Source organism: Edwardsiella sp. EA181011 (assembly GCF_000800725.1).
Lineage (GTDB): Bacteria > Pseudomonadota > Gammaproteobacteria > Enterobacterales > Enterobacteriaceae > Edwardsiella > Edwardsiella anguillarum.
In genome coordinates, this window is sequence record NZ_CP011364.1 from 1,868,844 (window position 1) to 1,893,217 (window position 24,374).

25 protein-coding genes and 2 pseudogenes are annotated in these 24,374 nt (G+C 61.3%); 18 read left to right on the forward strand and 9 right to left on the reverse strand.

Annotated features, from left to right (window positions below):
- Nucleotides 1-106: 106 nt before the first annotated feature.
- Nucleotides 107-685, forward strand: coding sequence for a UbiX family flavin prenyltransferase (locus QY76_RS08305; RefSeq protein ID WP_034162645.1), 579 nt, complete (start codon nt 107-109; stop codon nt 683-685).
- Here the strand turns inward: QY76_RS08305 and QY76_RS19690 are convergent.
- The 4 genes and pseudogenes from QY76_RS19690 to QY76_RS08320 all read right to left on the reverse strand — a co-directional run bounded on the left by QY76_RS19690 (nt 682) and on the right by QY76_RS08320 (nt 3,562).
- A pseudogene (locus QY76_RS19690) lies at nt 682-1,469 on the reverse strand (SDR family NAD(P)-dependent oxidoreductase). The gene QY76_RS08305 and the pseudogene QY76_RS19690 overlap by 4 nt on opposite strands.
- A gap of 98 nt (nt 1,470-1,567) precedes the next feature.
- Nucleotides 1,568-2,464 carry a TIGR01777 family oxidoreductase gene (locus tag QY76_RS08315; protein ID WP_034162643.1) on the reverse strand — a complete coding sequence of 299 codons (897 nt, stop codon included), beginning with the start codon at nt 2,462-2,464 and terminating at the stop codon, nt 1,568-1,570.
- Between the two features lie 57 nt (nt 2,465-2,521).
- Nucleotides 2,522-2,881 (reverse strand): annotated as a pseudogene (folX, locus tag QY76_RS19245) (dihydroneopterin triphosphate 2'-epimerase); the annotation flags it as partial.
- A gap of 54 nt (nt 2,882-2,935) precedes the next feature.
- Nucleotides 2,936-3,562: a glutathione binding-like protein gene (locus QY76_RS08320; RefSeq protein ID WP_045424211.1), complete on the reverse strand. Its 627-nt coding sequence runs from the start codon at nt 3,560-3,562 to the stop codon at nt 2,936-2,938.
- 213 nt (nt 3,563-3,775) lie between these two features.
- Between QY76_RS08320 and yfcF the strand changes: the two genes are divergently transcribed.
- From yfcF to QY76_RS19575, 5 genes are all read left to right on the forward strand, one after another.
- Nucleotides 3,776-4,417: a glutathione transferase gene (yfcF, locus tag QY76_RS08325; protein ID WP_045424214.1), complete on the forward strand. Its 642-nt coding sequence runs from the start codon at nt 3,776-3,778 to the stop codon at nt 4,415-4,417.
- A 113-nt stretch (nt 4,418-4,530) separates the two neighbouring features.
- Nucleotides 4,531-5,094, forward strand: a complete 564-nt coding sequence (gene yfcE, locus QY76_RS08330; RefSeq protein ID WP_034162639.1) for a phosphodiesterase — start codon at nt 4,531-4,533, stop codon at nt 5,092-5,094.
- A gap of 99 nt (nt 5,095-5,193) precedes the next feature.
- Complete coding sequence (gene yfcD / locus QY76_RS08335; RefSeq protein ID WP_081854048.1) at nt 5,194-5,820, forward strand: NUDIX hydrolase YfcD; 627 nt, start codon at nt 5,194-5,196, stop codon at nt 5,818-5,820.
- A gap of 98 nt (nt 5,821-5,918) precedes the next feature.
- Nucleotides 5,919-6,500 (forward strand): rhodanese-like domain-containing protein, encoded by a 582-nt coding sequence (locus QY76_RS08340; protein WP_235439468.1) that lies wholly within the window; start codon nt 5,919-5,921, stop codon nt 6,498-6,500.
- 61 nt (nt 6,501-6,561) lie between these two features.
- A complete protein-coding gene (locus tag QY76_RS19575; RefSeq protein ID WP_255640304.1) occupies nt 6,562-6,687 on the forward strand; it encodes a hypothetical protein in 126 nt (41 codons plus the stop codon).
- Nucleotides 6,688-6,763: 76 nt separating this feature from the next.
- On the opposite strand, the gene pta is transcribed toward QY76_RS19575, so the two are convergent.
- Nucleotides 6,764-8,902 (reverse strand): phosphate acetyltransferase, encoded by a 2,139-nt coding sequence (pta, locus tag QY76_RS08345; protein WP_015461927.1) that lies wholly within the window; start codon nt 8,900-8,902, stop codon nt 6,764-6,766.
- Between the two features lie 134 nt (nt 8,903-9,036).
- On the reverse strand, nt 9,037-10,236 hold the full coding sequence (gene ackA, locus QY76_RS08350; RefSeq protein ID WP_015461926.1) for an acetate kinase: 1,200 nt from the start codon (nt 10,234-10,236) through the stop codon (nt 9,037-9,039).
- Nucleotides 10,237-10,781: 545 nt separating this feature from the next.
- On the opposite strand from ackA, the gene yfbV reads away from it, so the two are divergent.
- The 6 genes from yfbV to QY76_RS08385 all read left to right on the forward strand — a co-directional run bounded on the left by yfbV (nt 10,782) and on the right by QY76_RS08385 (nt 15,629).
- Nucleotides 10,782-11,237, forward strand: coding sequence for a terminus macrodomain insulation protein YfbV (yfbV, locus tag QY76_RS08360; RefSeq protein ID WP_034162636.1), 456 nt, complete (start codon nt 10,782-10,784; stop codon nt 11,235-11,237).
- A 214-nt stretch (nt 11,238-11,451) separates the two neighbouring features.
- A complete protein-coding gene (locus tag QY76_RS08365) occupies nt 11,452-11,946 on the forward strand; it encodes a YfbU family protein (RefSeq protein WP_034162635.1) in 495 nt (164 codons plus the stop codon).
- Nucleotides 11,947-11,976: 30 nt separating this feature from the next.
- On the forward strand, nt 11,977-12,636 hold the full coding sequence (locus tag QY76_RS08370; RefSeq protein ID WP_034162634.1) for a sugar phosphatase: 660 nt from the start codon (nt 11,977-11,979) through the stop codon (nt 12,634-12,636).
- A gap of 59 nt (nt 12,637-12,695) precedes the next feature.
- Nucleotides 12,696-13,148, forward strand: coding sequence for a hypothetical protein (locus QY76_RS08375; protein WP_049648782.1), 453 nt, complete (start codon nt 12,696-12,698; stop codon nt 13,146-13,148).
- Nucleotides 13,130-13,543: a hypothetical protein gene (locus tag QY76_RS08380; RefSeq protein ID WP_034162632.1), complete on the forward strand. Its 414-nt coding sequence runs from the start codon at nt 13,130-13,132 to the stop codon at nt 13,541-13,543. Before QY76_RS08375 ends, QY76_RS08380 begins: the two co-directional genes overlap by 19 nt.
- Before the next feature lie 244 nt (nt 13,544-13,787).
- Complete coding sequence (locus tag QY76_RS08385) at nt 13,788-15,629, forward strand: SLC13 family permease (protein WP_034162631.1); 1,842 nt, start codon at nt 13,788-13,790, stop codon at nt 15,627-15,629.
- A 24-nt stretch (nt 15,630-15,653) separates the two neighbouring features.
- On the opposite strand, the gene yfbR is transcribed toward QY76_RS08385, so the two are convergent.
- Both yfbR and QY76_RS08395 read right to left on the reverse strand, forming a co-directional pair.
- Nucleotides 15,654-16,259, reverse strand: a complete 606-nt coding sequence (gene yfbR / locus QY76_RS08390; RefSeq protein WP_034162630.1) for a 5'-deoxynucleotidase — start codon at nt 16,257-16,259, stop codon at nt 15,654-15,656.
- 83 nt (nt 16,260-16,342) lie between these two features.
- Entirely contained in the window at nt 16,343-17,563 is a 1,221-nt protein-coding gene (locus QY76_RS08395; RefSeq protein ID WP_034162629.1) for a pyridoxal phosphate-dependent aminotransferase, read from the reverse strand.
- A 277-nt stretch (nt 17,564-17,840) separates the two neighbouring features.
- On the opposite strand from QY76_RS08395, the gene QY76_RS08400 reads away from it, so the two are divergent.
- Entirely contained in the window at nt 17,841-18,425 is a 585-nt protein-coding gene (locus QY76_RS08400; RefSeq protein ID WP_034162628.1) for a carboxymuconolactone decarboxylase family protein, read from the forward strand.
- Nucleotides 18,418-19,056, forward strand: coding sequence for a CDP-alcohol phosphatidyltransferase family protein (locus tag QY76_RS08405; protein WP_034162627.1), 639 nt, complete (start codon nt 18,418-18,420; stop codon nt 19,054-19,056). Before QY76_RS08400 ends, QY76_RS08405 begins: the two co-directional genes overlap by 8 nt.
- A gap of 43 nt (nt 19,057-19,099) precedes the next feature.
- Here the strand turns inward: QY76_RS08405 and QY76_RS08410 are convergent, their stop codons facing one another.
- Nucleotides 19,100-20,392 (reverse strand): rhodanese-like domain-containing protein, encoded by a 1,293-nt coding sequence (locus tag QY76_RS08410; RefSeq protein ID WP_034162626.1) that lies wholly within the window; start codon nt 20,390-20,392, stop codon nt 19,100-19,102.
- Nucleotides 20,393-20,535: 143 nt separating this feature from the next.
- On the opposite strand from QY76_RS08410, the gene QY76_RS08415 reads away from it, so the two are divergent.
- The 4 genes from QY76_RS08415 (at nt 20,536) to QY76_RS08430 (ending at nt 24,302) form a co-directional block, all read left to right on the forward strand.
- Complete coding sequence (locus tag QY76_RS08415; RefSeq protein ID WP_225865100.1) at nt 20,536-21,210, forward strand: TVP38/TMEM64 family protein; 675 nt, start codon at nt 20,536-20,538, stop codon at nt 21,208-21,210.
- A gap of 391 nt (nt 21,211-21,601) precedes the next feature.
- Nucleotides 21,602-22,504 carry a LysR substrate-binding domain-containing protein gene (locus QY76_RS08420; protein ID WP_034162625.1) on the forward strand — a complete coding sequence of 301 codons (903 nt, stop codon included), beginning with the start codon at nt 21,602-21,604 and terminating at the stop codon, nt 22,502-22,504.
- A 619-nt stretch (nt 22,505-23,123) separates the two neighbouring features.
- Nucleotides 23,124-23,564, forward strand: coding sequence for an NADH-quinone oxidoreductase subunit A (locus tag QY76_RS08425; protein WP_045424225.1), 441 nt, complete (start codon nt 23,124-23,126; stop codon nt 23,562-23,564).
- 63 nt (nt 23,565-23,627) lie between these two features.
- On the forward strand, nt 23,628-24,302 hold the full coding sequence (locus tag QY76_RS08430; RefSeq protein WP_012849213.1) for an NADH-quinone oxidoreductase subunit B family protein: 675 nt from the start codon (nt 23,628-23,630) through the stop codon (nt 24,300-24,302).
- Nucleotides 24,303-24,374: the final 72 nt, after the last annotated feature.

The following is a 24,374-nucleotide window of genomic DNA, read 5'->3' on the forward strand; positions in this document are numbered from 1 at the left end:
GCTCTGCCGACGGGTCGCGTATGCGGCCCGTTTTTACTTGCGCACCCGCCCGCCTTGCGGCAAAGTCTGCTGCAGCAGAGCGTTGAATAAGGATAAGTGACGGGCGATGAAACGACTGATTATCGGTATCTCCGGCGCCAGCGGCGCGATCTACGGGGTCCGCCTGCTGCAGGCGCTACGGGCGCTGCCGGCGGTAGAGACCCACCTGGTGATGAGTCAGGCGGCGCGCCAGACCCTGGCTCTGGAGACGGATCTTTCGCTCAGGGAGGTGCAGGCGCTGGCGGATGTGGTACACGATGCGCGGGATATCGCCGCCTCGCTCTCCTCTGGCTCGTTTAAAACCGCCGGGATGGTGATTTTGCCCTGCTCGATCAAAACGCTCTCGGCGATTGTGCACGGCTACAGCGATACCCTGCTGGTGCGCGCCGCCGACGTGGTGCTGAAGGAGCGGCGTCCGCTGGTGCTGTGCGTGCGGGAGACGCCGCTGCATCTGGGACACCTGCGCACGATGACCGCCGCCGCCGAGATGGGGGCGATCATCATGCCGCCGATGCCGGCGTTCTATCACCGTCCGCAGCGGATTGAAGATCTTATCGACCAGACGGTCAACCGAGTGCTGGATCAGCTGGACATCAGCCTGCCGCAGGATCTGTTCCCTCGCTGGCAGGGGCCCGCGGCAGGCTAGGGCTCTCCCGCCATAGAGAGCTGGCTGCCGGTGATGGCGCCCGCCGCCGGTGAGGCCAGCCACAGCGCCAGCCCGGCGATCGCCTGCGCCGCGCTCTGTGCGTCCCGTCCCGGCGCCGGAAGCGGATCGGGCACCAGGTGGTTGACCGTAATGCCCTGCGGCGCCAGATCCTGCGCCATGCTGCGCGTCAGCGCGGTCAGCGCCGCGCGGCTCATGGCACAGAGCGCGCCGCCGTGGCCAGACGGCTGATGCGCGCCGCTGATATGGATGATTCTCCCCCCGCCGGCATGCGCCGGGCGGCCAGCTGGCTGGTCAGGAACACCGCCTGCACATTGATCGCCATGGCCTGCTCAAACTCGCGTAGCTCAATTTCATCAAACGGTTTGCTGATGGTGACGGCGGCCTGGTTGACCAGGATATCGATCTGTCCCCACAGCTCCAGCGTGCGGGTGACGGCGCGGGCGCAGGTTTCCGGGTGGCGTGCGTCGGTGCGCAGGGCGATGGCCTCGCCGCCCCGCTGCCGGATCTGGGCGGTCAGCTGCCGCGCCTCGCCTTCCGAATGGTGGTAGGTCAGCGCCACGCGGGCGCCACTGTCGGCCAGGGCGGTGACGATGGCGGCACCGGTGCCGTGCGCGCCGCCGGTGACCAGCGCCACTTTATCGCGCAAGAGGGTTGGGCTCATAGATGCTCCGCAGTGGGAAATGTCCGGGCCGGCGTCCCGGCGCCGGCGCTGGGCGCCGTACCGGGGTATCGCGCCCGCCGTGGTGTTACGGGCACCGACCATCGCTGCCGCCGCCCGTCTCTGCAGAGAGTGTAGTGGGCGCGTCGGGGCGCACCGTCACCGCCGGTGCGCCGGGCTGCACATTGCGTGCGCTATGGGGGCTATCTGATGATGTCGTCCAGCGCCTCGCGCAGATCGTAGTAGCGAAAGCCAAAGCCCGCCTCCTCCAGATGGCGCGGCAGCACCCGCTGGCCACCCAGCAGAATCTGGCTGGCCTCGCCCATCAGCGCGCGCAGGGCCATGGCGGGAACGCGGAGCAGGGTGGGGCGCCCCAGCACCTCGCCCAGGGTGGCGACGAACTGATCGTTGCGCACCGGGTAGGGGGCGGTCATGTTGAAGGGGCCGCGCAGGGTGGGGTTATCCAGCAGATACAGTATCGCGTTGACCATGTCGTCGATATGGATCCAGGACATGTACTGATGGCCGTTGCCCAATTCGCCGCCGAGCCCCAGGCGGAACAGCGGCAGCATCCGCCCCAGCGCGCCGCCGTTGGGGGCCAGTACGATGCCGGTGCGCAGCAGGCAGACGCGGGTATGTTCGCTCTCCGCCTCACGCGCCAGGGCCTCCCAGCGGGCGCACAGGCGGTAGGTGAAGTCATCGCGGGGTGGGTCATCCTCGTTGAGCGGTGTCTCGTCCTGGCTGCCGTAGTAGCCGACGGCGGAGCCGGAGAGCAGCACGCAGGGCGGGCGCTGGCCGGCGCGGATCAGCTCGGCCAGCCGCTGGGTGACGGTCCAGCGACTGTCGCACAGTACCTGCTTTTGCGCCGCGCTCCAGCGTTTGTCGGCGATCGGCTCACCGGCCAGATTGATCACGGCGTCATAGCCATCCAGACTGGTTAGACTCTCGAGCGAGGTGAGGCACTGAACGCTCTCTCCGAGACGCTGGCGGGCTCGCGCCGCGCTGCGCGTCAGGACGCTCAGGCGATGGCCGAGCACGTGTAGCCGGGCGCACAGCGCCTGGCCGATAAGGCCGGTAGCACCGGTAATCAGGATCTCCATAGGCTGCTCCTTACGGCGCGCGCCGGCGCACCGTCCCCTTCGCTTATTCCCCCGGCTATAGCGCATGGTTACGGAAACCGAATCGGCATAGCGCAGGGCGTAAAGTTTATCGACCTCTACTTCAGCATAGGTGACCCAAGGATGTTCACAAGCGATCGCCAGCAGATCCTGGGTCAATTTTTCCAGCAGGGCAAAACGGTTTTGCTCCACGTGGGCGATGATGCGTTTGGTGACGGTGCGGTAGTTGAGCGCGTCGGCGATCTCTTCGCTGTGGCGGGCCTGCTGCGCCGGGTAGTGAATGGCGACATTGATCACCACATCCTGGCGGTTGGCGATCTCCTCCTCGTTAATGCCGATAAACGTACGCAGACGCAGGTTTTTAATTTTGATGATGGCATCCGGGAAATGTGGGCTCATAAGCGATCCTGAACGGTAGCGGAACGGACAGGCGGGCGCACCCGCCTGCGAGGATCAGGCCTGGGCGAGCCGGTAGGCGCGCTGGGTGGCCGGACGTGCCTGAATGGCGTGGAACCAGCGGCTGACGGCGGGGTAGTCGGCCAGATCGATGCGCTGGCGGGCGTAGGCGGCAACCCAGGGGTAAATCGCCATATCGGCGATGCTGTAGTCGGCGCCGGCGACGTAGGTGTGCTGCTGCAGCTGCGTTTCCAACACCGCATACAGGCGGCAGGTTTCGACCTGATAACGCTCGATGGCGTAGGGAACCGGCTGCGGGGCATAGTGGTTGAAATGACGATTCTGTCCCAGCATCGGGCCAAAGCCGCCCACCTGCCAGAAGAGCCACTGCAGAGTGGTGGCCCTGGCGCGCAGCTCCGCACTGAGGAAGCGCCCACTCTTCTCCGCGAGATAGAGCAGGATGGCGCCGGACTCGAACAGACTCAGCGGCGCGCCGCCGTCCAGCGGCTGGCGATCGACGATCGCCGGAATTTTATTATTCGGCGAGATCGCCAGAAACGCCGGCGCGAACTGCTCGCCGGCGGCGATATCGACAGGGTGCAGCTGATAGGGCAGGCCACTCTCTTCCAGAAACAGGGTAATCTTGTGGCCGTTGGGTGTCGCAGCGTAGTAAAGATCGATCATGGTCGCTTCCTGCTAGGGGGAGGGTCTGGCGACTATAGAGCAAATTTCGCGGTGATAAAAGGATGATGTTAACAGATTGTTTGTTATCAGGCGTTTTCCCGACCCGGGCGCAGACGGGATGCGCGACGTGGCGTTTCGTCCCGGCAGAAACATGGCATACTGTCACCGAGGGCGCGCTAGCGTGCCCGACGTTGACTGCCATCAGGAGTGCCTATGAATTCCTCTGCGATCGTTCTCTATTCTGACAGCCGCTATCTGAGTCCCTACGTGATGTCCGTCTTTGTTGCCCTGAAGGAGAAGGGGCTGCGCTGCGAGCTGGTTTCGGTGGATTTGGCGGAGCATGAAAACCGCCAGGAGGCCTATGCGGAGGTGTCGCTGACCCGCCGCGTACCGACGCTGCAGCTGGATGGCTTTGCCCTGGCGGAGTCCTCCGCCATCTGTGAATACCTCGATGAAACCTTCTGCGCGCCGCACTATGCGCCGCTCTATCCGCACGCGCGTCAGGCGCGGGCCATCGCGCGCGAGGTGCAGGCCTGGCTGCGCAGCGATCTGGCCGCGCTGCGCCGTGAACGGCCGAGTGAGGTGGTGTTCTGCGGCCACCGCGCGGGTGCGCTGTCGGCGGAGGCCGAGTATGAGGCCGCCCGTCTGGTGGCCGCCGCGGAGCGTCTGCTGCCGGTCGGGCGCCAAAATCTGTTCGGTGAGTGGTGCATTGCCGACACCGATCTGGCGATGATGCTGAACCGCCTGGCGCAGCATGGCGATGGCCTGCCCGAGCGGCTGGCGGAGTATGCCCATTTCCAGTGGCAGCGGGCCTCGGTGTGTCAGTGGCTGGCGCTGGGGCGCCGCCGCGGGTAAAAAATGGCGCCGCCGCCGGGGTGACTGGTGTCGCGAATGCGGGCTGGTTACACTAAGCGCTATTCCGTCATACGCGCGATGGGCGCGTCCTTTTTGCCGGTGAGAGTCTCACGATGAAATTAATGTTTATCTCCGATATTCACGGTTCGCTCAGCGCGACCGAACGGGCGCTGGAGATCTTTGCGCACAGCGGCTGCCGCTGGCTGATCCTGCTGGGGGATGTACTGAACCACGGGCCGCGCAATCCGCTGCCGGATCGCTACGATCCGCCGGCCGTGGCCGCGTTGCTGAATGGCTGCGCCGAGCGCATTATCGCGGTGCGCGGCAACTGCGACAGCGAGGTCGATCAGATGCTGCTCACGTTTCCGATGATGGCGCCGTGGCAGCAGGTGCTTTTGTCGGACAGACGGCTTTTTTTGACCCACGGTCACCTTTATCATCCCCAGCAGCTTCCTGCGCTGGCGCCGGATGACGTGCTGGTGTACGGCCATACGCACCTGCCGTTGGCCGAGCGTCAGGGGGAGCATCTCTGTTTTAACCCCGGATCCATCAGCCTGCCCAAGGGCGGGAATGTTCCTAGCTTTGGCATGCTGGCGGGGGATCGGCTGTGGGTTCAGGCGCTGCACGGTACAGAGAGACTGGCAGAGGTAAGCCTGAGCGCCGCGGCGGCACGGTAAGATTATCTTTTTTTGGCAAGGGGCCCGACCGCCCGCGTCGGCGGCGGCGGCATCGTGGCGCAGCAGCGCCGTTGAGAATCAGTAATAGGGTAGCAGAGGATGGTGGACCAGCAGGTTAACAGCGAGATTGAGTGGGTAGACATCGTTGATGATAATAACGAGGTTATCGCTCAGGCCAGCCGCCAACAGATGCGGGCGCAGCGTTTGCGCCATCGCGCCACCTACATTGTGGTGCATAACGGGATGGGTAAGATCCTGGTGCAGCAGAGAACCGAGGGCAAGGATTACTATCCCGGCTGGATGGACGCCACCGCCGGCGGCGTGGTGCAGAGCGGCGAGAACATGCTGGAGTCGGCGCGCCGCGAGGCGGAGGAGGAGCTGGGTATCGCCGGGGTGCCTTTCGCCGATCACGGTCTGTTCTACTTTGAGCAGGCAGCGTGCCGGGTCTGGGGCGGGCTGTTTAGCTGCGTATCCCATGGCCCCTTTGCCCTGCAGGAGAGCGAGATCGCGTCCGTATGCTGGATGACGCCGCAGGAGATCGCCGAACGCTGCGACAGCTTTACCCCGGACTCTATCCGGGCGCTATCGCTGTGGATGGCGCGCAACAGCGACGGAGAAGCGCCGGCGCTGTGCACCCGCTGCGGCGAGGTCGATGCCAGCCAGCCGCCGCAGGGAGCGACGCCCGCCGTCGATGCCGATCCCGCCGAGCCGGGCGCTCGCGATTAAAGCAAGCGATAGGTTGCGAAATAGCATTTGCCACGTTAGTCACATCGTTTTGTTATATAAAGAGTTACCGTGAAATCGGGATTTTTATATAAGGAAAAATGATGAAACCCGTATTACCTCTGGTTGCCGGCGTGATGCTGGCTGCCCTTTCGGCGCTGCCGGCGCAGGCCGGCCTGTTTTCCTCTTCTGAAGTGGATGCGGAAAAGCAGGCGGTGCAGCTGGCGCGGGAAACGGCGAATGGGACGTATCAGCTGCTGACCGTGCAGGAGCTGAAGCAGTGGATGGACGAGAAAAAGCCGATGCTGATCGTCGATACCATGCCCTTTTCCGACTCTTACAAGAAGCAGCATATCCCGGGCGCGCTGAATATGGCCTTCCCGATGGGGGATATGAACGTGTGGGATAAGGCCGGCATGGGGGCGATAACGCAGGCCGATTTTATGCGTATGCTGGGCGCCGATAAGGAGCGGGTGCTGGTGTTCTACTGCGGCTTCGTGAAGTGTGCGCGTTCACACAACGCGGCCATGTGGGCCAAGAAGCTGGGCTACCAGCATGTCTACCGCCTGCCGGGCGGGATCACGGCCTGGAAAGAGGCCGGCTATCCGGTAGAGAAGGCCTCTGCGGCGGCGCCGGCGCCGGCCGATGCGGCGAAGGGGAGCACCTGCACCCAGGGCTGCTGAGGCGAGACCCTGCGTATGCTCGCCCGTAAATAAAAAAGGCTCCCAACGGGAGCCTTTTTGCGTGGCGGATGCCGTCTTACCGCTGGGAAGACTGAACGGCGGTCAGCGCCACGGTGTAGGTGATATCGTCTACTCGGTAGAGAAGGCCGATGCGGCGAAGGGGAGCACCTGCACCCGGGGCTGCTGAGGTTAGGCCCTGCGTACGCCCGCCCGTAAATAAAAAAGGCTCCCAACGGGAGCCTTTTTGCGTGGCGGATGCCGTCTTACTGTTGGGAAGACTGAATGGCGGTCAGCGCCACGGTGTAGACGATATCGTCTACCAGTGCACCGCGGGACAGGTCGTTGACCGGCTTGCGCATACCCTGCAGCATCGGCCCGATGGAGACCAGGTCGGCGGAACGCTGTACCGCTTTGTAGGTGGTGTTACCGGTGTTCAGATCCGGGAAGATGAACACGGTCGCTTTACCGGCCACCGGCGAGTTCGGCGCCTTGGACTTGGCGACGTCGGCCATGATGGCGGCGTCGTACTGCAGCGGGCCGTCAATGACCAGATCCGGACGTTTTTCCTGCGCCAGACGGGTGGCTTCGCGAACTTTCTCAACGTCGCTGCCCGCGCCGGAGTTACCGGTGGAGTAGGAGATCATCGCCACGCGCGGGTCGATGCCAAAGGCCGCGGCGGAGTCGGCGGACTGGATGGCGATTTCGGCCAGCTGTTCGGCGGTCGGATCCGGGTTGATGGCGCAGTCGCCGTACACCAGCACCTGCTCCGGCAGCAGCATGAAGAAGACGGAGGAGACCAGGGAGCTGCCCGGGGCCGTTTTGATCAGCTGCAGCGGCGGGCGGATGGTGTTGGCGGTGGTGTGTACCGCGCCGGAGACCAGGCCGTCGACTTCGTTCTGCTCCAGCATCAGGGTGCCCAGCACCACGTTGTCTTCCAGCTGCTCGCGGGCGACGACCTCGGTCATCCCCTTGTTCTTGCGCAGCTCGACCAGACGCGGAACGTATTTTTCACGCACGGCGACCGGATCGACGATTTCGATGCCCTTGCCCAGCGTTACGCCCTGAGCGGCGGCGACGCGCTGGATTTCGTCCGGATTACCCAGCAGCACACACTGTGCGATGCCGCGCTCGGCGCAGATCGCGGCCGCTTTGACGGTGCGCGGCTCGTCGCCTTCCGGCAGGACGATACGCTTACCGGCCTTGCGAGCCAATTCGGTCAGCTCGTAGCGGAACGCCGGCGGAGAGAGACGGCGTGAGCGCTCAGAGGTCGCGCTCAGAGATTCGATCCACTGCGCATCGATATGGCTGGCAACAAAGTCCTGCAGTTTCTCTACGCGCTGGTGATCGTCGGCCGGCACTTCCAGGTTGAAGCTCTGCAGGCTCAGAGAGGTCTGCCAGGTGTTGGTGTCGACCATGAATACCGGCAGGCCAGTCTGGAAGGCACGTTCGCACAGCTTGTTGACGCGGGCGTCGACTTCATAGCCGCCGGTCAGCAGCAGTGCGCCGATTTCAACCCCGTTCATCGCCGCCAGGCAGGCGGCGATCAGGACGTCCGGACGATCGGCTGAGGTAACCAGCAGGGAGCCCGGGCGGAAGTGTTCAAGCATGTGCGGGATGCTGCGTGCGCAGAAGGTGACGGACTTGATGCGGCGAGTCTGGATGTCGCCAGCGTTGATCACGCGCGCTTTCAGGTGGTTAGCCATGTCGATGGCGCGGGTCGCGATCAGCTCGAAGCTCCACGGAATGCAGCCCAGCACCGGCAGCGGGCTGTTGGCAACCACCTGAGCGGCATCCAGGGTCGCGACGCGAACCTTGCTGGAGTCATCAAAGATTTCAGACAGGTCAGGGCGAGTACGTCCCTGCTCGTCAACCGGTGCGTTCAGCTTGTTGATGATCACGCCGGCGATATTCTGGTTTTTGCTGCCGCCGAAGCTGGAGCGGGCCAGTTCGATGCGCTCTTTCACCTGATCGACGCTGTCGTTGCCCATCGCCATAACGAAGACGATTTCGGCGTTCAGGGTCTTAGCGATCTCGTAGTTCAGCGCGTTGGCGAACTGGTGTTTACGGGTCGGCACCAGGCCTTCAACCAGCACCACTTCGGCATCTTTGGTGTTTTCGTGATAGCGGGCGACGATCTCTTCCATCAGAACGTCCTGCTGGTTGGAGCTCAGCAGCGCTTCCACGTGGGACATGCGCAGCGGCTCGGCAGCCGGGATGGCGGAGTTGGCGCGGATGATGGTGGTGGTCTGATCCGGCGCATCGGCGTCGGTACGCGGCTGGGCGATCGGTTTGAACACGCTCAGGCGTACGCCTTTTTGCTCCATGGAACGAATGACACCCAGGCTAACGCTGGTCAGGCCAACGCTGGTGCTGGTGGGGATCAACATGATTGTACGGGACACGATAGCAACCTCTTGTGAGTATTCCGCGGCGGGCCCAGGAAGGCCGGGCGGTGACAGGGAGTCTTTGCCGACCGGCGGCGGCGGCGCGCCCCCGGCGAATGACACCGCCTGCCGAAGCAGGCGGTGCGGGCGGGTTAGGCGGTCAGACGGGCAGCGTCCTGCGCGATAACCAGCTCTTCGTTGGTCGGGATCACCATGGCCAGGCGGCTGCCGTCCTTGGTGATCACGCCGGATTTGCCGAAGCGGGCATCCAGGTTACGCTGGTGGTCGATTTCCAGGCCCAGCAGCGCCAGTTTGTCCAGCGTCAGCTCACGCACCATGGCGGCGTTTTCACCGATGCCGCCGGTGAAGATCACGGCGTCCAGACGACCGTCCATCAGCGCGGTATAGGCGCCGACGTACTTGGCCAGACGGTGGCAGTAAACGTCCATGGCGCGCTTGGCGTCAGCCTTGGTGTCGTAGTTGTCTTCCACGTAGCGGCAGTCGCTGGTGACTTCGGTCAGGCCCAGCAGGCCGGACTCTTTGGTCAGCAGGGTATTGATTTCGGCTACGCTCATGCCCAGGGTATCGTGCAGGTGGAACACGATAGCCGGATCGATATCGCCAGAGCGGGTGCCCATCACCAGGCCTTCCAGCGGGGTCAGACCCATAGAGGTGTCTACGCACTCGCCGTTGCGGATGGCGCTGACGGAGCCGCCGTTGCCCAGGTGGCAGGTGATCACGTTCAGCTCTTCAACCGGCTTGTTCAGCATCTTGGCTGCTTCGCGGCTGACGTAGTAGTGGCTGGTGCCGTGGGCGCCGTAGCGGCGGATGCCGTGCTCTTTGTACAGGTGGTACGGTAGGGCGTACAGGTAGGACTCTTCCGGCATGGTGGTGTGGAACGCGGTGTCGAAGACGGCGACGTTCTTGTTTTTCAGCAGCGGGAAGGATTTGAACGCTTCTTCGATGCCGATCAGGTGCGCCGGGTTGTGCAGCGGTGCAAACGGGATAGCGTCTTTGATACCCTGCAGGACTTCGTCGTTGATGACGGCAGAGTGGGTGAACTTCTCGCCGCCGTGAACGATACGGTGACCGATGGCGGTCAGTGAGGCGGAGAGCTCCGGCTTCTGTGCCAGGATGGTGTTCACGATGAAGCTCAGGGCTTCGCTATGCGCCGCGCCTGCGCCCAGCGCCGCTTCGTGTTTCGCACCGTCCATTTTCCATTTAATACGGGCTTCAGGGAGGTTAAAACATTCGGCTAAACCAGACAGGTGCTCTTCACCGTTTGCCGCGTTAATGATGGCGAATTTCAGGGAAGAACTGCCGCAGTTAAGAACCAGTACCAGCTTCGACATGGAAGTACCTACTTGTTATGCGTGGTTAGAAAATGTACCAAACAGACGCTAAGCGTAGCGCAATACGCCGTCGGCATTTATGATTAACATCATGCGCGGTACGATCTGGCCGCGGGCCGCGAACGCACCGTTCATAAACGGTGTTGCATCAAAATATCCGCCCGCAGGCGGCCACGGTATTCAGGAGCTCGCCCTCGGCGTCGCCGGGAGCACCCTGAACCATGCAGGTTCACAGCAGCGCGCTTTGGCGCTGCGGCATGTCTGCCACTGTCCGTCGCTCCCCGCAGGGGAGTGCGCTGCTGTGAGCCCGCCCGTAACGGTTTTCGCCAGGCCGCGAACGGCGGTGGCACTCCTTAATACGGGGGCGATGAGTGCGGGCGTCAGCGGTATGGAGGATTTTTTACCCTTCTTGACTGACGGCGGCCTCAAGGCCGGCTTAGAATACCGATAGCGGCCTTTAAAAACAAAATAAATTTGAGGCCGCATATTTTTTGTTTTCATTTTATGATTTTTTTTTAACTCTTATCGAATAAATTGAGGTTGCCATGTCATCTGCCCCCACGCCGCACGTCGCCTGGTTCCGCCTTTTCCAGCGCGGTCAGATCTATATGAAGACCTGGCCGAATGAAAAACGTCTGGCGCCGGTGTTCCCGGAAAACCGCGTGACCCGCGCCACCCGCTTCGCCATTCGCTTTATGCCGCCGATCGCCATGTTTACCCTGTGCTGGCAAATCGCCCTGGGCGGCCAGCTGGGACCGGCCATCGCGACGGCGCTGTTTGCCTGTAGCCTACCGATGCAGGGGCTGTGGTGGCTGGGCAAACGCGCGGTAACGCCGCTGCCGCCGACGCTGCTGCAGTGGTTTCATCAGCTGCGCGACAAGCTGCAGACCGCCGGCATCGCCCTGGCGCCCGTCGATGGCGCGCCGACCTACCAGTCGCTGGCGGAGCTGCTGCGCCGCTGCTGTAAGCAGCTGGATAAAACCTTTCTGGACGATATCTAAGCGCCGCTGTTAATTATTTGTGCTTAAAATGAGTGTGTCGTGATAATTAATGGTCGTGCTGGGCGTTTAATCACCTTTTTATTGGTCTAAATATTTGCCTGGATCAAAAAACACCTTTTATTACACTGTTGGTGAATTTGGCAATATGTCATGCTGAGCGGCGAATATTGACCGTGGTAATTCTGGCCGTCGTCGGCCGATAAGGACAGTAAAAATGGAAATGACCAATGCACAGCGCCTGATCCTCTCCAATCAGTATAAAATGATGTCGATGCTCGATCCGGATAACGCCGAACGCTACCGCCGTCTGCAGACGATCATTGAGCGGGGGTTTGGCCTGCAGCTGCGCGAGCTGGATCGCGACTTTGGCGAACTGCCGGAAGAGACCTGTCGCAGCATCATCGATATAATGGAGATGCACCACGCGCTGCAGGTCTCTTACAATAACCTGAAAGAGCGCCAGGATATCGACGCCCGTCGCCTGGAGTTCCTGGGGTTCGATGCGGCGACGGAGGCGCGCTATCTGAGCTACGTCCGTTTTCTGGTGAATACCGAAGGGCGCTATACCCACTTTGACTGCGGCACCCATGGCTTCAACGCCCAGACCAAAATGTGGGATAAGTACCTGCGCATGCTGGCCGTTTGGCATGCCTGTCCGCGCCAGTACCATTTAAGCGCCGTCGAGATTACGCAAATTTTGAATGCGTAACGGCGGTTGATTTTGTCATGAGGAGTACCCGTGAAGTGTAAAGGTTTTTTGTTTGACCTCGATGGAACCCTGGTGGACTCATTGCCGGTGGTGGAACGTTCGTGGATTAACTGGGCCAAGCGTCAGGGGATCAATCCTCAGCAAGTATTGGAATTTATTCATGGTAAGCAGGCGATCACCTCCCTGCGTCACTTTATGCCGGACGCCGATGAGGCGCGCCTGCAGGAAGAGTTCGACTGGCTGGAGGCGCTGGAGTCGCGCGACACCGACGGCATCGTTGCGATGCCCGGCGCCGCCGCACTGATCGCCCGTCTCGATGCGCTGGAGATCCCCTGGGGGATCGTGACCTCGGGGTCGGTGCCGGTGGCCTATGCGCGCTGTAAGGCCGCCGGGCTGCCGAAGCCGGCGGTGTTTATCACCGCAGAACAGGTGCAGCGCGGCAAGCCGGAGCCGGATGCCTATCTGCTGGGGGCGCAAAGGCTAGAGCTGGCGCCGGGTGCCTGCGCCGTGGTGGAAGATGCTCCGGCCGGGATCCTAGCCGGGCTGACGGCCGGTTGCCAGGTGATCGCCGTCAACGCCCCGGCGGAGACCCCCAAGCTGGATAAGGTGACCTTGGTATTGCGTAGCCTGGCGTTGATCGCCGTGACGCGCGTTGGCGACGAGGCCGAGATCGCCTTGGTGCAAGATTAGGCCGTCAGCCGACGTCCTGTTGCGACGACGACGGCGCACTGTTGCGCGGTCACGGCGCGATGTCCCTCCTGTCCCTCCTCGCCTGTGACGTTGTCGTCACCGGCGGGGGGAGGCTAGCCTACTGCCTACTGCCTACTGCCTACTGCCTACTGCCTACTGCCTACTGCCTACTGCCTACTGCCTACTGCTTACCGCGCGCCGATAGCATCGCGCATCAAGCGGCGCAGCATAGTCGCATCGGCGTGAGTTTATCGGCCCTGCTGGCGCGTATTAAGAGCGACGGCGGCAGAGCGGTGAAACAGAATACCCCGATCGTCACGAGCTTTGTCGGGATTGGCAACGCGCAGGAGCCGGGCTGGAAGGGATATGCCGGTATCCGTTGGCTTGATGCCTCACTCGATATCGACCGTGCCTATGACAACGGTGTCGAGCGTCGGGGTAGCCGCGGCTCGGCGCGTAGCCAGGCGCTGAATACGGCTATACCTTCGCGCCGATGCCCAACTATCGCCTGACGCCTTTTCTCGCATTGAGCTACAGTGATACGCGTGGGGAAGGCGATGATGAGCAGGGGAGCGCACCTTTCCTCGCCACTTTTGCTGGGCAACGCAGCAGGGTCATTAGCCGGCGCACTGGCGCAGAAAGCGCCTATCGCCGCAGAGGGTGTGCCAACCTCACTCTGCGGGCGGATCTGCGTAAGGATCGTCATAGCGCCAACGGCGGCGCGAGCGCGACGGTATTGGGCGGCTTCGGCGGGTTGGTCAGTCGCTATCGGTTAGCGAAAATCGCACGGGTGATGCCGGAGATCGAGGCGGGTTACCCGGGTACGATGAGCGCCCGGCAGCAGGTGACGCTGGAGAGTGGGTATCGTGATACAGGCTTCGGCTCGGGAGAGTTGCGCGCCGGCTGAGCTATCGGGTGAGTTTTTAATCACGCAGGGCGCGATGTGGGAGGGCGCAGCATCACCGCGTTTCCCTTGTCCGCGGCGTGCCGTCTGGCGGGGAGACGCCGCGGATAAAATCCCCCTGCATCCGTTGGTTATTTTATGGCATAGTTTATCGCAGTTAACCCGTTTGTGTTATCCATGGTTAAGGGATATGCCCCACGTCAGCGGGGAAAAAGCGGCAGGAGAGGGTGTTGTAAAGGGAGACGTCGTGAACGGTCAGTTGGTGTGGGTATTAAGCTTACTGCTGGTGGCCATCGTGCTGTTTGCCACCAACAGACTGCGGATGGATGTGGTCGCCCTGCTGATCATCGTTGCGTTCGTGCTGAGCGGAACGCTGACCCTGGCCGAGGCTACCGCCGGTTTCAGCGATCCCAACGTGCTGTTGATCGCCGCGCTGTTCGTGATCGGTGACGGTCTGGTACGCACCGGCGTCGCCTATCAGGTCGGCGAGTGGCTGATGCGGGTGGCCGGCGACAGCGAGGCCAAGATGCTGGTGCTGCTGATGGGCACGGTCGCCCTGCTGGGCGCCGTGATGAGCTCGACCGGGGTGGTGGCCATTTTTATTCCGGTGGTGCTGAGCGTGGCGGCGCGGATGAAAACCGCGCCGGGCCGGCTGATGATGCCGCTGAGCTTTGCCGGGCTTATCAGCGGAATGATGACGCTGGTGGCGACCCCGCCTAACATGATCGTCAGCAGCGAACTGGTGCGCGAAGGGCTGGGGGGACTGCGTTTCTTCAGCGTTACGCCCATCGGGATCATCGTACTGCTGCTGGGGATTGGCTATATGCTGATCGCTCGCCGCTGGCTGGGCGCCGCGCAGCAGGCGCCGCACAAGGATAACTGGCAGCGGCGCACCTTTCGCGATTTAATCCGGGACTATCGCCTGGCCGGGCGCGCCCGGCGCCTGGCGCTGCGCCATGGCTCGCCGCTGATCGGCCATACCCTGGATGAGCTGCACCTGCGCGCCCGCTACGGCGCCAACGTGGTGGGGATCGAGCGCTGGCGTAAGTTCCGCCGGGTGATGGTCAGCGCCTTTGGGGATACGGAGCTGAAGGCGCGCGACGTACTGCTGGTCGATATGTCCGATCCGCAGGTGGATGTCCGCGCCTTCTGCGCCGAGCAGCTGCTGGAGCCGATGGTGCTGCGCGGCGAGTACTTCTCTGAGCAGGCGCGCGACGTCGGCATGGCCGAAGTCACCCTGGTGCCGGAGGCCGAGGTGATCGGAAAAACCCTGCGCGAAGTCACGTTCCGTACCCGCTATGGGCTGAACGTGGTCGGTATTCGCCGCAATGGCAACGCGCTGGAGGGCAAGCTGGTGGACGAGCCGCTGCAGATGGGCGATATTCTGCTGGTCATCGGCAGCTGGCGCCAGATCCGCCAGCTGCGTCAGCTACAGCAGAATGCGCGTAACTTTGTGGTGCTGAGTCTGCCGGCGGAGGTCGACGACGAGGTCCCCGCGCTCTCTCAGGCCCCCCATGCGCTGTTTTGCCTGGCGCTGATGATCGCCATGATGCTGACGGCGGAGATCCCCAACGTTATCGCCGCGCTGATCGCCTGCCTGCTGATGGGCAAGTTTCGCTGCATCGATATGGAGAGCGCCTACAAGGCGATCCACTGGCCTAGCCTGATTCTGATCGTCGGCATGCTGCCCTTTGCGCTGGCGCTGCAGAAAACCGGCGGGATCGAGCTGGCGGTGCGCGGGCTGACCGACGCCGTCGGCGGTCTGGGGCCGCGCGGCATCTTAGGCTGCCTGTTTGTGCTGTGTGCGGTGATCGGGCTGTTTATCTCCAATACCGCCACCGCGGTGCTGATGGCGCCCATCGCCATCGCCGTGGCGCGCGAGCTGCAGATGTCGCCCTATCCCTTCGCCATCATTATCGCCATTTCGGCCTCGGCGGCCTTTATGACCCCGGTCTCTTCACCGGTCAATACCCTGGTGCTGGGGCCGGGCAACTACCGCTTTGGCGACTTCGTGCGTATCGGGGTGCCCTTCACGCTGCTGGTGATGCTGGTCAGCGTGGCGGTGGTGCCCTGGTTGTTCCCGTTTTAGGGGCGGTGCAGACCGATGCCCGGATTACAGCGGGGTATCCTGGCTGATCTCATCCAGTGACAGGGTGAAGCTCGGCACGAAGACCTGGATAAAGTACGCCATTTCCGGGCTATTGCGCTGATCCAGGGTTTTTTCCAGCCGCGCCTTGGCCAGCAGAAACTCCTGGTTGCCGGCGGCGAGCTCCTCCAGACATTTCAGATAGGCGCACAGCGCATCGGCCTGTTTGACTATTTGGCGCTCCTCCGGCGGGTAACTACGTTCGTCGATCAGCGGTAAAAAATCCTGGCGCAGCTCGGCGGGCAGCATGGCCAGCAGCTTCTGCTGTGCCATCTCCTCTATCTTTTTGTATTCGTGGGCTATCTGCGGATTGTAGTACTTGATGGGCGTCGGCAGATCGCCGGTGAGCACTTCGCTGGCGTCGTGGTACATGGCCTGTAAGGCGACACGCTCCGCGTCCACGCTGCCGCCAAACAGACGGTTTTTGATAATCGCCAGGGCGTGGGCGACAAAGGCAACCTGCAGGCTGTGCTCGGAGACGTTTTCGGTGCGCACGTTGCGCATCAGCGGCCAGCGGCTGATCAGTTTCAGGCGGGCGAGATGGGCAAAAAAATGGCTCTGGATGTGGCTCATGGTGATGTCATGCCTGTCGCAGTAATGGAGCTCACCATTATGCGTCAAAAATGACAGCGGCGCCCTCGGGCGCCGCTGCGGGATCAATATTTCTGGTGATAGGTCGACAGGAAGCGCCCCAGCTTGAGGATGGCGCTGTCCAGCTCGTCAACCCGCGGCAGGGTGACGATGCGGAAGTGATCCGGCTCCGGCCAGTTGAAGGCGGTCCCCTGCACCAGCAGGACTTTTTCCTGCAACAGCAGATCCAGTACCATCTTCTGATCGTTATGAATATTAAAGCGTTTGGCGTCGATCTTTGGGAACATGTACAGCGCTCCGCGCGGCTTGACGCAGGAGAGCCCCGGGATTTGGTTGATCAGCTCCCAGGCGCGGTTGCGCTGTTCATACAGGCGGCCGCCCGGGCAGATAAATTCGCTGATGCTCTGATAGCCGCCCAGCGCCGTCTGAATGGCGTGCTGCATCGGCACGTTGGCGCATAGGCGCATGGAAGCCAACATCTCTAGCCCCTCAATGTAGCCCTTGGCGTGCTTTTTCGGCCCGCTGAGCACCATCCAGCCCTGGCGGAAGCCGGCGACGCGATAGGTTTTGGAGAGGCCATTAAAGGTGATCACCAGCAGATCCGGCGCCAGGGAGGCGATCGAGATGTGCTGCGCGTCGTCATACAGGATCTTGTCGTAGATCTCATCGGCAAAGATGATCAGGTTATGCTCGCGGGCTAGATCCACAATCTGTTCCAACAGCGCCTTGCTGTAGACGGCGCCGGTCGGATTATTGGGGTTGATGATGACGATGCCGCGGGTGCGCGGGGTGATTTTGCTGCGGATGTCGTCGATGTCGGGGAACCAGTCCGCCTGCTCATCGCAGCGGTAGTGCACCGCGTTGCCGCCGGACAGCGCAACGGCGGCGGTCCACAGCGGGTAGTCCGGCGCCGGAACCAGCATCTCATCGTTGGTGTTGAGCAGCGCCTGCATCGACTGCACGATAAGCTCGGAGACGCCGTTGCCGATGTAAATGTCCTCGACGGTGACGTCGTGGATGTCGCGGGCCTGATAGTGCTGCATAATGGCCTTGCGCGCCGAATAGAGCCCTTTAGAGTCGCTGTAGCCCTGCGCCGTCGGCAGGTTGCGGATCACGTCGACCAGAATTTCGTCCGGCGCTTCAAAGCCGAAGGGGGCCGGGTTGCCAATGTTCAGCTTGAGGACTTTGTTGCCTTCTTCTTCCAGCCGTTTGGCTTCTTTGAGTACCGGACCGCGAATGTCATAGCATACGTGGTCCAGCTTGTGGGATTTTTCGATCGGAGACATAACTCTGTGGCCTTATTTATATCAGCGCCGCCGCTGACGGATCGGTGTCCTTACTGACACGGCAATATAAAATACTGTACTCCCCGCGATCGGGGTTTAGAAGACAGATGTCTGTTTTTAGTGCAAAACAGTATTATTCACGGCTAATGCTTAGCAAAATAGATGGTGTTATACGTCTATTGTGGTTCATTTAACTATGTTATTTGTGTTTATTGGTTAAATAAACTGATAAAAAGAGCGAGTGACGTAAAGCGACGACAACAGAGAGGGAGAGTCGGTGAAAAAAACAACGCAGCCAGAGTGGGTGGCCCCCCTGCGGCGCCTGCCGCGCAGTCTGGCGCCGCTGCTGCATCTGCAGCGGCGCCACTACGGCGAAGTGCTGAATCCTGTCCGCTGGTGGGGGCGCTTTCCCCGCCTGTTCTGGCTGATCGCCCTGTTTGTCGGTTACCTTGAGCGTCGTCAGTCCACGTTGACACCCAGCCTGCGCGCCCTGGTGATGACCCGGGTCTCCCAGCGCTGCGACTGCGCCTTCTGCATCGATGCCAACGGGCTGCGTCTGGCGCAGCGCAGCGGTTCGCTGGATAAGGTGCTGGCGGTCGCGACATGGCAGGAGGCCGACTGCTTTGACGCGGTGGAGCGGGCGGCGCTGGCCTATGCCGACGCCGTCAGTGCGACGCCGCCGCAGGTGTCTGCGGCGCTGAAGGCGGAGCTGCGCCGCCATTTCGACGATCGCGCGCTAACCGAGTTGACGGCGCTGGTGGCGTTTCAAAATCTGTCGGCGCGCTTTAACGCCGCGCTGGATATCCCCGCGCAGGGGCTGTGTACGCCCGCCGCCGGACGTCGGGGAGGCGAGGATGCTTGATCGCTATCTGCACCCGCCGCTGAAGCCGGCGCTGGCCCGTCTGGCCGCCGGGTTGGATCGCCGCGGGGTGCGCGCCGATCACCTGACGCTGTTCGGCTTCGCCGTTGGCGCACTGGCGGTGCCGCTGCTGATGTGGCAGCAGTACGGCGCGGCGCTGGCGGCCGTGCTGATCAACCGGCTGTGCGATGGGCTGGATGGGGCGCTGGCGCGCCGCCAGGGGCTCAGCGACGCCGGGGGATTTCTGGATATCTCCCTCGACTTTCTGTTTTATGCCCTGCTGCCGCTGGGATTTGTGCTGGCCGATCCGGCGCAGAATGCGCTGCCCGGCGCCTGGCTGCTGTGCGCCTTTATCGGCACCGGCAGCAGCTTTCTGGCCTTTGCCGCGCTGGCGCAAAAGCACCGTCTACTGGCGCTGGCCTATCCGCATAAATCCTTTTATTACCTGGGGGGGCTGACGGAGGGCACGGAGACCATCCTGCTGTTTATCGCGTTCTGCCTATGGCCGTCCCTGTTTGCGCCGCTGGCCTGGCTGTTCGGGGCGCTGTGCTGGTTTACCACACTGACCCGGGTGTGGGGCGGATATCACACCCTGCGCCGGGTGGCGCAGGATGACGCGGCGCAGGGTGAATAAAGGGCATCGGGGCCGGGGAAGCGATCCGACGCCCGTCGCACGCTCAGCGCCAGCTGCTTTCTGGGCCGCGTTCGCCACGGGCGATCGGGTTGGCCGGATTGGCTGACCATTCGTACCAACCGCCGTCATAGACGCCGATGCGCGACCAGCCCATGGCCCGTGCATACATGAAGGCTTCGGCGGCCCGCCAGCCGGTGCCGCAGTAGAAGGCGACCTGCTGATCCGGCGTGATGTGCCAGGTACGCCACATGGCGGCGATGTCGTCGCCGGCGCGCATGGTGCCGTCGGGGTTATGGAAGTCTTCCATATGGGTGGCGTCGCTGCCGGCGTGGCCCCAGCGGGCGCCGGCGATCTCGCCCTTGGGCTTGATGTAGCTATAGCCGCTGGTGACGCCGGTGAATTCAGGCCAGGAGCGGATGCTGATCAGCGAGGCATCGCGGCGATTCAGCAGGGCGCGCGCCTGGGCGGTGGAGAGCATCAGCTGCGGATCGCCGGGGAAGGGGGCGCCAAAGTCAGCGGCCGGCGTGGAGTCTGCGGGAAGACCTCGTTCGACCGGCAGATCGGCGCGCTGCCAGGTCTGAAAACCCCCGTCCAGCAGGCGTACATCCTTCACCCCGGCGTAGAGCAGGATCTGCGCGACCCGGGCGGCGGCATAGACGTCGCGGCCGTATAAGATCACCGTAGTATCGCTACGGATGCCCTGCTTGGCCAGCAGCGCCTTCAGCTGGGCGTCGGGGACTTTATTCCACAGCGGCTCGCTCTCGACCGTATTGGTATCGATGTAGCCGGCGCCGGGGATATGGCTGAGCAGATACTGTTTCGGCGCCCCCCAGGCCGCCTCAAACACTTTCCACTGGCCGGCCGGCGGGTTGGCCACCGGCTGACCCCGCTGCAGATCGTGCAGCCACTGCGGATAAACCAGCTGTTCATAGTGGGCCAGACGCTGCAGACGGTCTGGCTGGCTCAGGGCATCGCTCAGCGGTTCGACATGGCTGAAGCCCAGTGCCCGAAGGCGGTGGGAGACGGCGTCGACCTGCGCCGGTGTACCGTACAGTGCCACGGTTCGCTGGCTGTCCAGGCGGTGGTCGCTGAGCCAGGCGCGCAGCTGCGCATCGTCCATCAGCGGCAGCCACTCGGCGGCGAGGTTGAGCGCGCCGGGTTCGTGACCTGAGGTGCCCTGGTCTGGCCAGCCGTTATAGTCGGCGCTGGGACGGGTGTCGATAGCAACGCCCTGCCGAGCCTGCAGTGTGTGTAGCGGGATCGCCTGTGCGATGGCGTCGCTGCACAGCGTAACGGCTAGCCACAGGGCGCCGGCCAGCGAAAGAAGTGGTCTCATATACCCTTATCCATCATACAAAAGTGCTTGGGAGAGGGCGATGCTACACCAATCCACGCACGAACGCACAATCGTTGTCGTCCATCAAAGGGGGCGGCGGCATTTATGCGTAGTCTTGTTCGTTTTATGCAGAGGGCGATGCCGTGTCCAGTCACGTGAAGTATGGGATTGTGGGGAGTGCCGCGGCGGTGGTGCTACTGGTGCTGTGCTGGCCTGAGGCGCGTCACGAGGCCGTGCGGATCGGGCGCCTGCTCGCCTCTTTGGATGTCGCCGCGCTGCTGGCCTACCTGCGGTCATTCGGTCCCTGGGCGATGCTGGTCTCCTTTTTTCTGATGATCTTTCAGGCGCTGGCGGCGCCGCTGCCTGCGTTTGTCATCACCTTTGCTAATGCGGCGCTGTTTGGCTGGTGGCAGGGGGCGCTGCTCTCTTGGTTCAGCGCCACGGCGGCGGCGGCCCTCTGTTTTTGCCTGGCGCGGATGCTGGGGCGGGAGACGCTGGCGCGCTGGGTTTCGCCCGCCGCGCTGCGGCGCTGCGACGGCTTCTTTTCCCGCTATGGTCGCTATACCGTGCTGATCTGCCGGCTGCTGCCCTTTGTCTCGTTTGACGCGGTGAGCTATGCCGCCGGGCTGACCTCGATGGGACTGATGGAGTTTTTAGTCGCGACGGCACTGGGACAACTGCCGGCGACGCTGATCTATTCCTATGTTGGCGCGATGCTGAGCGGCGGTATCCAAATGCTGCTAAGCGGATTATTGGTATTATTCTCAATAAGCATTATGATTTACGCGATTAAGCGTAAGCCTGCGTCAAATGATTAATTTAAATTAATCTTTGCCGATGATTAAAAAACGGAGCGGCGAATCATTTATATAAGATTAGCTTAACTATTCGTTATTAGCGAAAGCTTTGTGGTTTGGCTTTTTGCTAATAGCAAAAAAAATTATTTATCAATGTGTTGGGTGTTATCTTTGCGAGGTGCTCCATCGTACTCTGTAGTATTTTGCAGCAAAAAAGTCTTTGTTAGTCCCTATGTTTTCTTTGCAATTTTCAGCCATAATTATCGATAACATAACGTGATCTTTATCTGTCTTTCGGTGTTTCTTTAGTGTGCTTTATTCAGGATGCAAGCCTGATGAAAAAGATGATTAAAGATTATCTTATGTTGTGAACACCAGGGTAAACTGTTTTTGATTAATAACGAGAAAAGATATGAGCAACGGACCACGTCCCCCCATCAATCTGGATTTGGATTTATTGCGCACCTTTGTTGCAGTGGCAGACGTGAAGACGTTTGCCGCCGCCGCCGCCCGGGTGCAACGCACACAGTCTGCCGTAAGTCAGCAGATGCAGCGTCTGGAGCAACTGGTGGGAAAAGAGCTGTTTGCCCGCCAAGGACGCAATAAGTATCTGACGGATCACGGCATGCAGCTATTAAGCTATGCCCGTAAAATCCTGCGTTTTAATGACGAGGCCTGCCACTCCCTGATCAACGATCACCTGCAGGGAACGCTGGTGGTGGGGGCGACCGACGACAGCGCCGACAATATCCTGCCGCAGTTGCTGGGCCGTTTTACCGCGCAGTATCCCAAGCTGGCGATTGACGTTCGCATGCAGCGTAACGCCGATATTCAGCTGATGCTGCTGGATAATGAGGTTGATCTTGCCGTCTCGACGGGGTGTGAGCCCTCGCTATCCAGCACCCTGCTACGCCGCTCCCCGACGGTGTGGTTTTGCGCCACCGACTATGACTTTACCCCCGGCGCGCCGATAGAGCTGGTGGTGCTGGATGAGCCGAGCGCCTTCCGCAGTCTGGCGACCGCGGCGCTGGATGCCGCCGGTTTGCCCTGGCGTCTGGCCTACGTCGCTTCAACGCTGCCGGCTCTGCGGGCGGCGCTGAAGGCGGGGTTGGGGATCTCGGCCCGCCCGATCGAGATGATGAGCTCATCGCTGCGGGTGCTGGGCGAAGCGGACGGTCTGCCGCGTCTGGCGGATACCGAATATAGTCTCTGCCTGGCGCCGCAGTGCTGTAACCCACTGGCGGTGACGCTGTTCGATGCGCTGCGTGAGGGGGGAGACGGCAGCGGCGCCTCGACAGAGGCGGACGAGGGCTGAGCGACACAGATGCTCAAGCACCGTGAATATTAATTGATTGAACGATATATTTTTCTGTTAAAAAATTAATTTATATTAATAGTTCCGGCGCCAGGCGCCGGTTTCTTTTCGCATCGTCTCTATTTCTCGTTAAATAAAAATCATTCTCAATAAATTCCCCTCGCGGGCTGACTCTTATTCCGTTTCATCTCTATAAATTACGCTTTTCACTAATATCATCCTACAATTAAACGTGCGCTGGATCATAAAAATGTCGCAGATACCTCATCCTGAGAACAGGAATTGCGTCAATAAATGATATAGTAGAAACTAAACGTTCACGTTTTTTTACATTCCAGCCACGTTTATTTGGGATTTTATACCGCTTGTCTCGGTGGTGATGTTGGATAACGAAGGGCGTTTGTTGCTTTGATGTAAACGAATGTTATATTTCCTTTTGCTAATGTTGACAAAAGGTTATCGATGGAGGTAAAACACACAGGGTTACGCTGTCTGCGCGCGCATATGCCTATCAACAGCTGTTCCTGTGATGATTTCCTTCCCTTGGGCGCTGTGGTCATTGTCTGCTGGAGCGATTCGGCAACGGGCAATACCGCGTTAAATGAGTAAGCATAAGAGTATGTCAACAGCCACTGAAGTTATCGCCCAGCATTGGGCATTCGCCGTTTTTGTTCTCGTCGCGCTCGGTCTGTGTGGGTTTATGTTGCTTGGGGCCTATGCCCTGGGGGGAAAGGCCCGCGCCCGTACCAAGAATATTCCCTACGAATCCGGTATCGATTCGGTTGGCTCGGCCCGCCTGCGTCTCTCCGCCAAATTTTACCTGGTCGCCATGCTCTTCGTTATTTTTGACGTGGAGGCGCTCTATCTTTATGCCTGGTCGGTTTCGGTGCGTGAAAACGGCTGGCTGGGTTTTGCCGAGGCCACGCTGTTTATTCTGATTCTGCTGGCCGGCCTATTTTATCTGGTGCGCATCGGCGCCCTGGATTGGACGCCTGCGCGATCCAAGCGCCGCATTACCCACGAAAGCCCCATCGTCATGACCGACAAACGCCCGCAGTAGCCGACGGATGGTGGCCCGTGACGCCAGGATTTACCCGCTTTATCAAGATATGAGGCAACAAAGATGGATTACACGCTGACGCGCATCGATCCTGACGGTGATAACGACCGTTACCCCCTGCAGAAACAGGAGGTGGTGAGCGATCCTCTGGAGCAGCACGTTCACCGCAGCGTCTACATGGGTAAGCTCGATCACGCCCTGCACGACATGGTCAACTGGGGGCGCAAGAACTCGCTGTGGCCCTATAACTTCGGTCTTTCCTGCTGCTATGTGGAAATGGTGACGTCGTTTACGGCGGTGCATGACGTGGCGCGTTTTGGTGCGGAAGTGTTGCGCGCCTCGCCGCGACAGGCGGATTTTATGGTGGTCGCCGGCACCTGCTTTACCAAGATGGCACCGGTTATCCAGCGTCTGTATGAACAGATGCTGGAGCCGAAATGGGTGATCTCCATGGGCGCCTGCGCCAACTCCGGCGGCATGTACGATATTTACTCTGTGGTACAGGGGGTGGACAAGTTTATTCCGGTGGATGTGTATATCCCCGGCTGTCCGCCGCGCCCGGAGGCGTACATGCAGGCGCTGATGCTGCTGCAGGAGTCGATCGGTCAGGAGCGTCGTCCGCTCTCCTGGGTGGTGGGTGATCAGGGCGTTTACCGCGCCAATATGCAGTCCGAGCGCGAGCGTAAGCGCGCGGAGCGTATCGCGGTAACCAACCTGCGTACGCCCGACGAAATTTAAGCGCGGCGCGGCGGGCCGCCGCGTTTGCCGTTGGAATTTAGCCCGTTTTGCCCCGCGATGCGGCGGCAAGTG

Coding starts and splice junctions, on each gene's coding strand:
- yfcF (WP_045424214.1), top strand. CDS start 3,776: ATGAATTCCTCTGCGATCGTTCTCTATTCTGACAGCCGCTATCTGAGT.
- yfbR (WP_034162630.1), bottom strand. CDS start 16,259: ATGAGCCACATCCAGAGCCATTTTTTTGCCCATCTCGCCCGCCTGAAA.
- ackA (WP_015461926.1), bottom strand. CDS start 10,236: ATGTCGAAGCTGGTACTGGTTCTTAACTGCGGCAGTTCTTCCCTGAAA.
- QY76_RS08375 (WP_049648782.1), top strand. CDS start 12,696: ATGTCCCTCCTGTCCCTCCTCGCCTGTGACGTTGTCGTCACCGGCGGG.
- QY76_RS08305 (WP_034162645.1), top strand. CDS start 107: ATGAAACGACTGATTATCGGTATCTCCGGCGCCAGCGGCGCGATCTAC.
- QY76_RS08405 (WP_034162627.1), top strand. CDS start 18,418: ATGCTTGATCGCTATCTGCACCCGCCGCTGAAGCCGGCGCTGGCCCGT.
- yfbV (WP_034162636.1), top strand. CDS start 10,782: ATGTCATCTGCCCCCACGCCGCACGTCGCCTGGTTCCGCCTTTTCCAG.
- QY76_RS08365 (WP_034162635.1), top strand. CDS start 11,452: ATGGAAATGACCAATGCACAGCGCCTGATCCTCTCCAATCAGTATAAA.
- QY76_RS08320 (WP_045424211.1), bottom strand. CDS start 3,562: ATGATCGATCTTTACTACGCTGCGACACCCAACGGCCACAAGATTACC.
- yfcD (WP_081854048.1), top strand. CDS start 5,194: ATGGTGGACCAGCAGGTTAACAGCGAGATTGAGTGGGTAGACATCGTT.
- yfcE (WP_034162639.1), top strand. CDS start 4,531: ATGAAATTAATGTTTATCTCCGATATTCACGGTTCGCTCAGCGCGACC.
- QY76_RS08425 (WP_045424225.1), top strand. CDS start 23,124: ATGTCAACAGCCACTGAAGTTATCGCCCAGCATTGGGCATTCGCCGTT.
- QY76_RS08430 (WP_012849213.1), top strand. CDS start 23,628: ATGGATTACACGCTGACGCGCATCGATCCTGACGGTGATAACGACCGT.
- QY76_RS08340 (WP_235439468.1), top strand. CDS start 5,919: ATGATGAAACCCGTATTACCTCTGGTTGCCGGCGTGATGCTGGCTGCC.
- QY76_RS08315 (WP_034162643.1), bottom strand. CDS start 2,464: ATGGAGATCCTGATTACCGGTGCTACCGGCCTTATCGGCCAGGCGCTG.
- QY76_RS08420 (WP_034162625.1), top strand. CDS start 21,602: ATGAGCAACGGACCACGTCCCCCCATCAATCTGGATTTGGATTTATTG.
- QY76_RS08410 (WP_034162626.1), bottom strand. CDS start 20,392: ATGAGACCACTTCTTTCGCTGGCCGGCGCCCTGTGGCTAGCCGTTACG.
- QY76_RS08380 (WP_034162632.1), top strand. CDS start 13,130: ATGCCCAACTATCGCCTGACGCCTTTTCTCGCATTGAGCTACAGTGAT.
- QY76_RS08395 (WP_034162629.1), bottom strand. CDS start 17,563: ATGTCTCCGATCGAAAAATCCCACAAGCTGGACCACGTATGCTATGAC.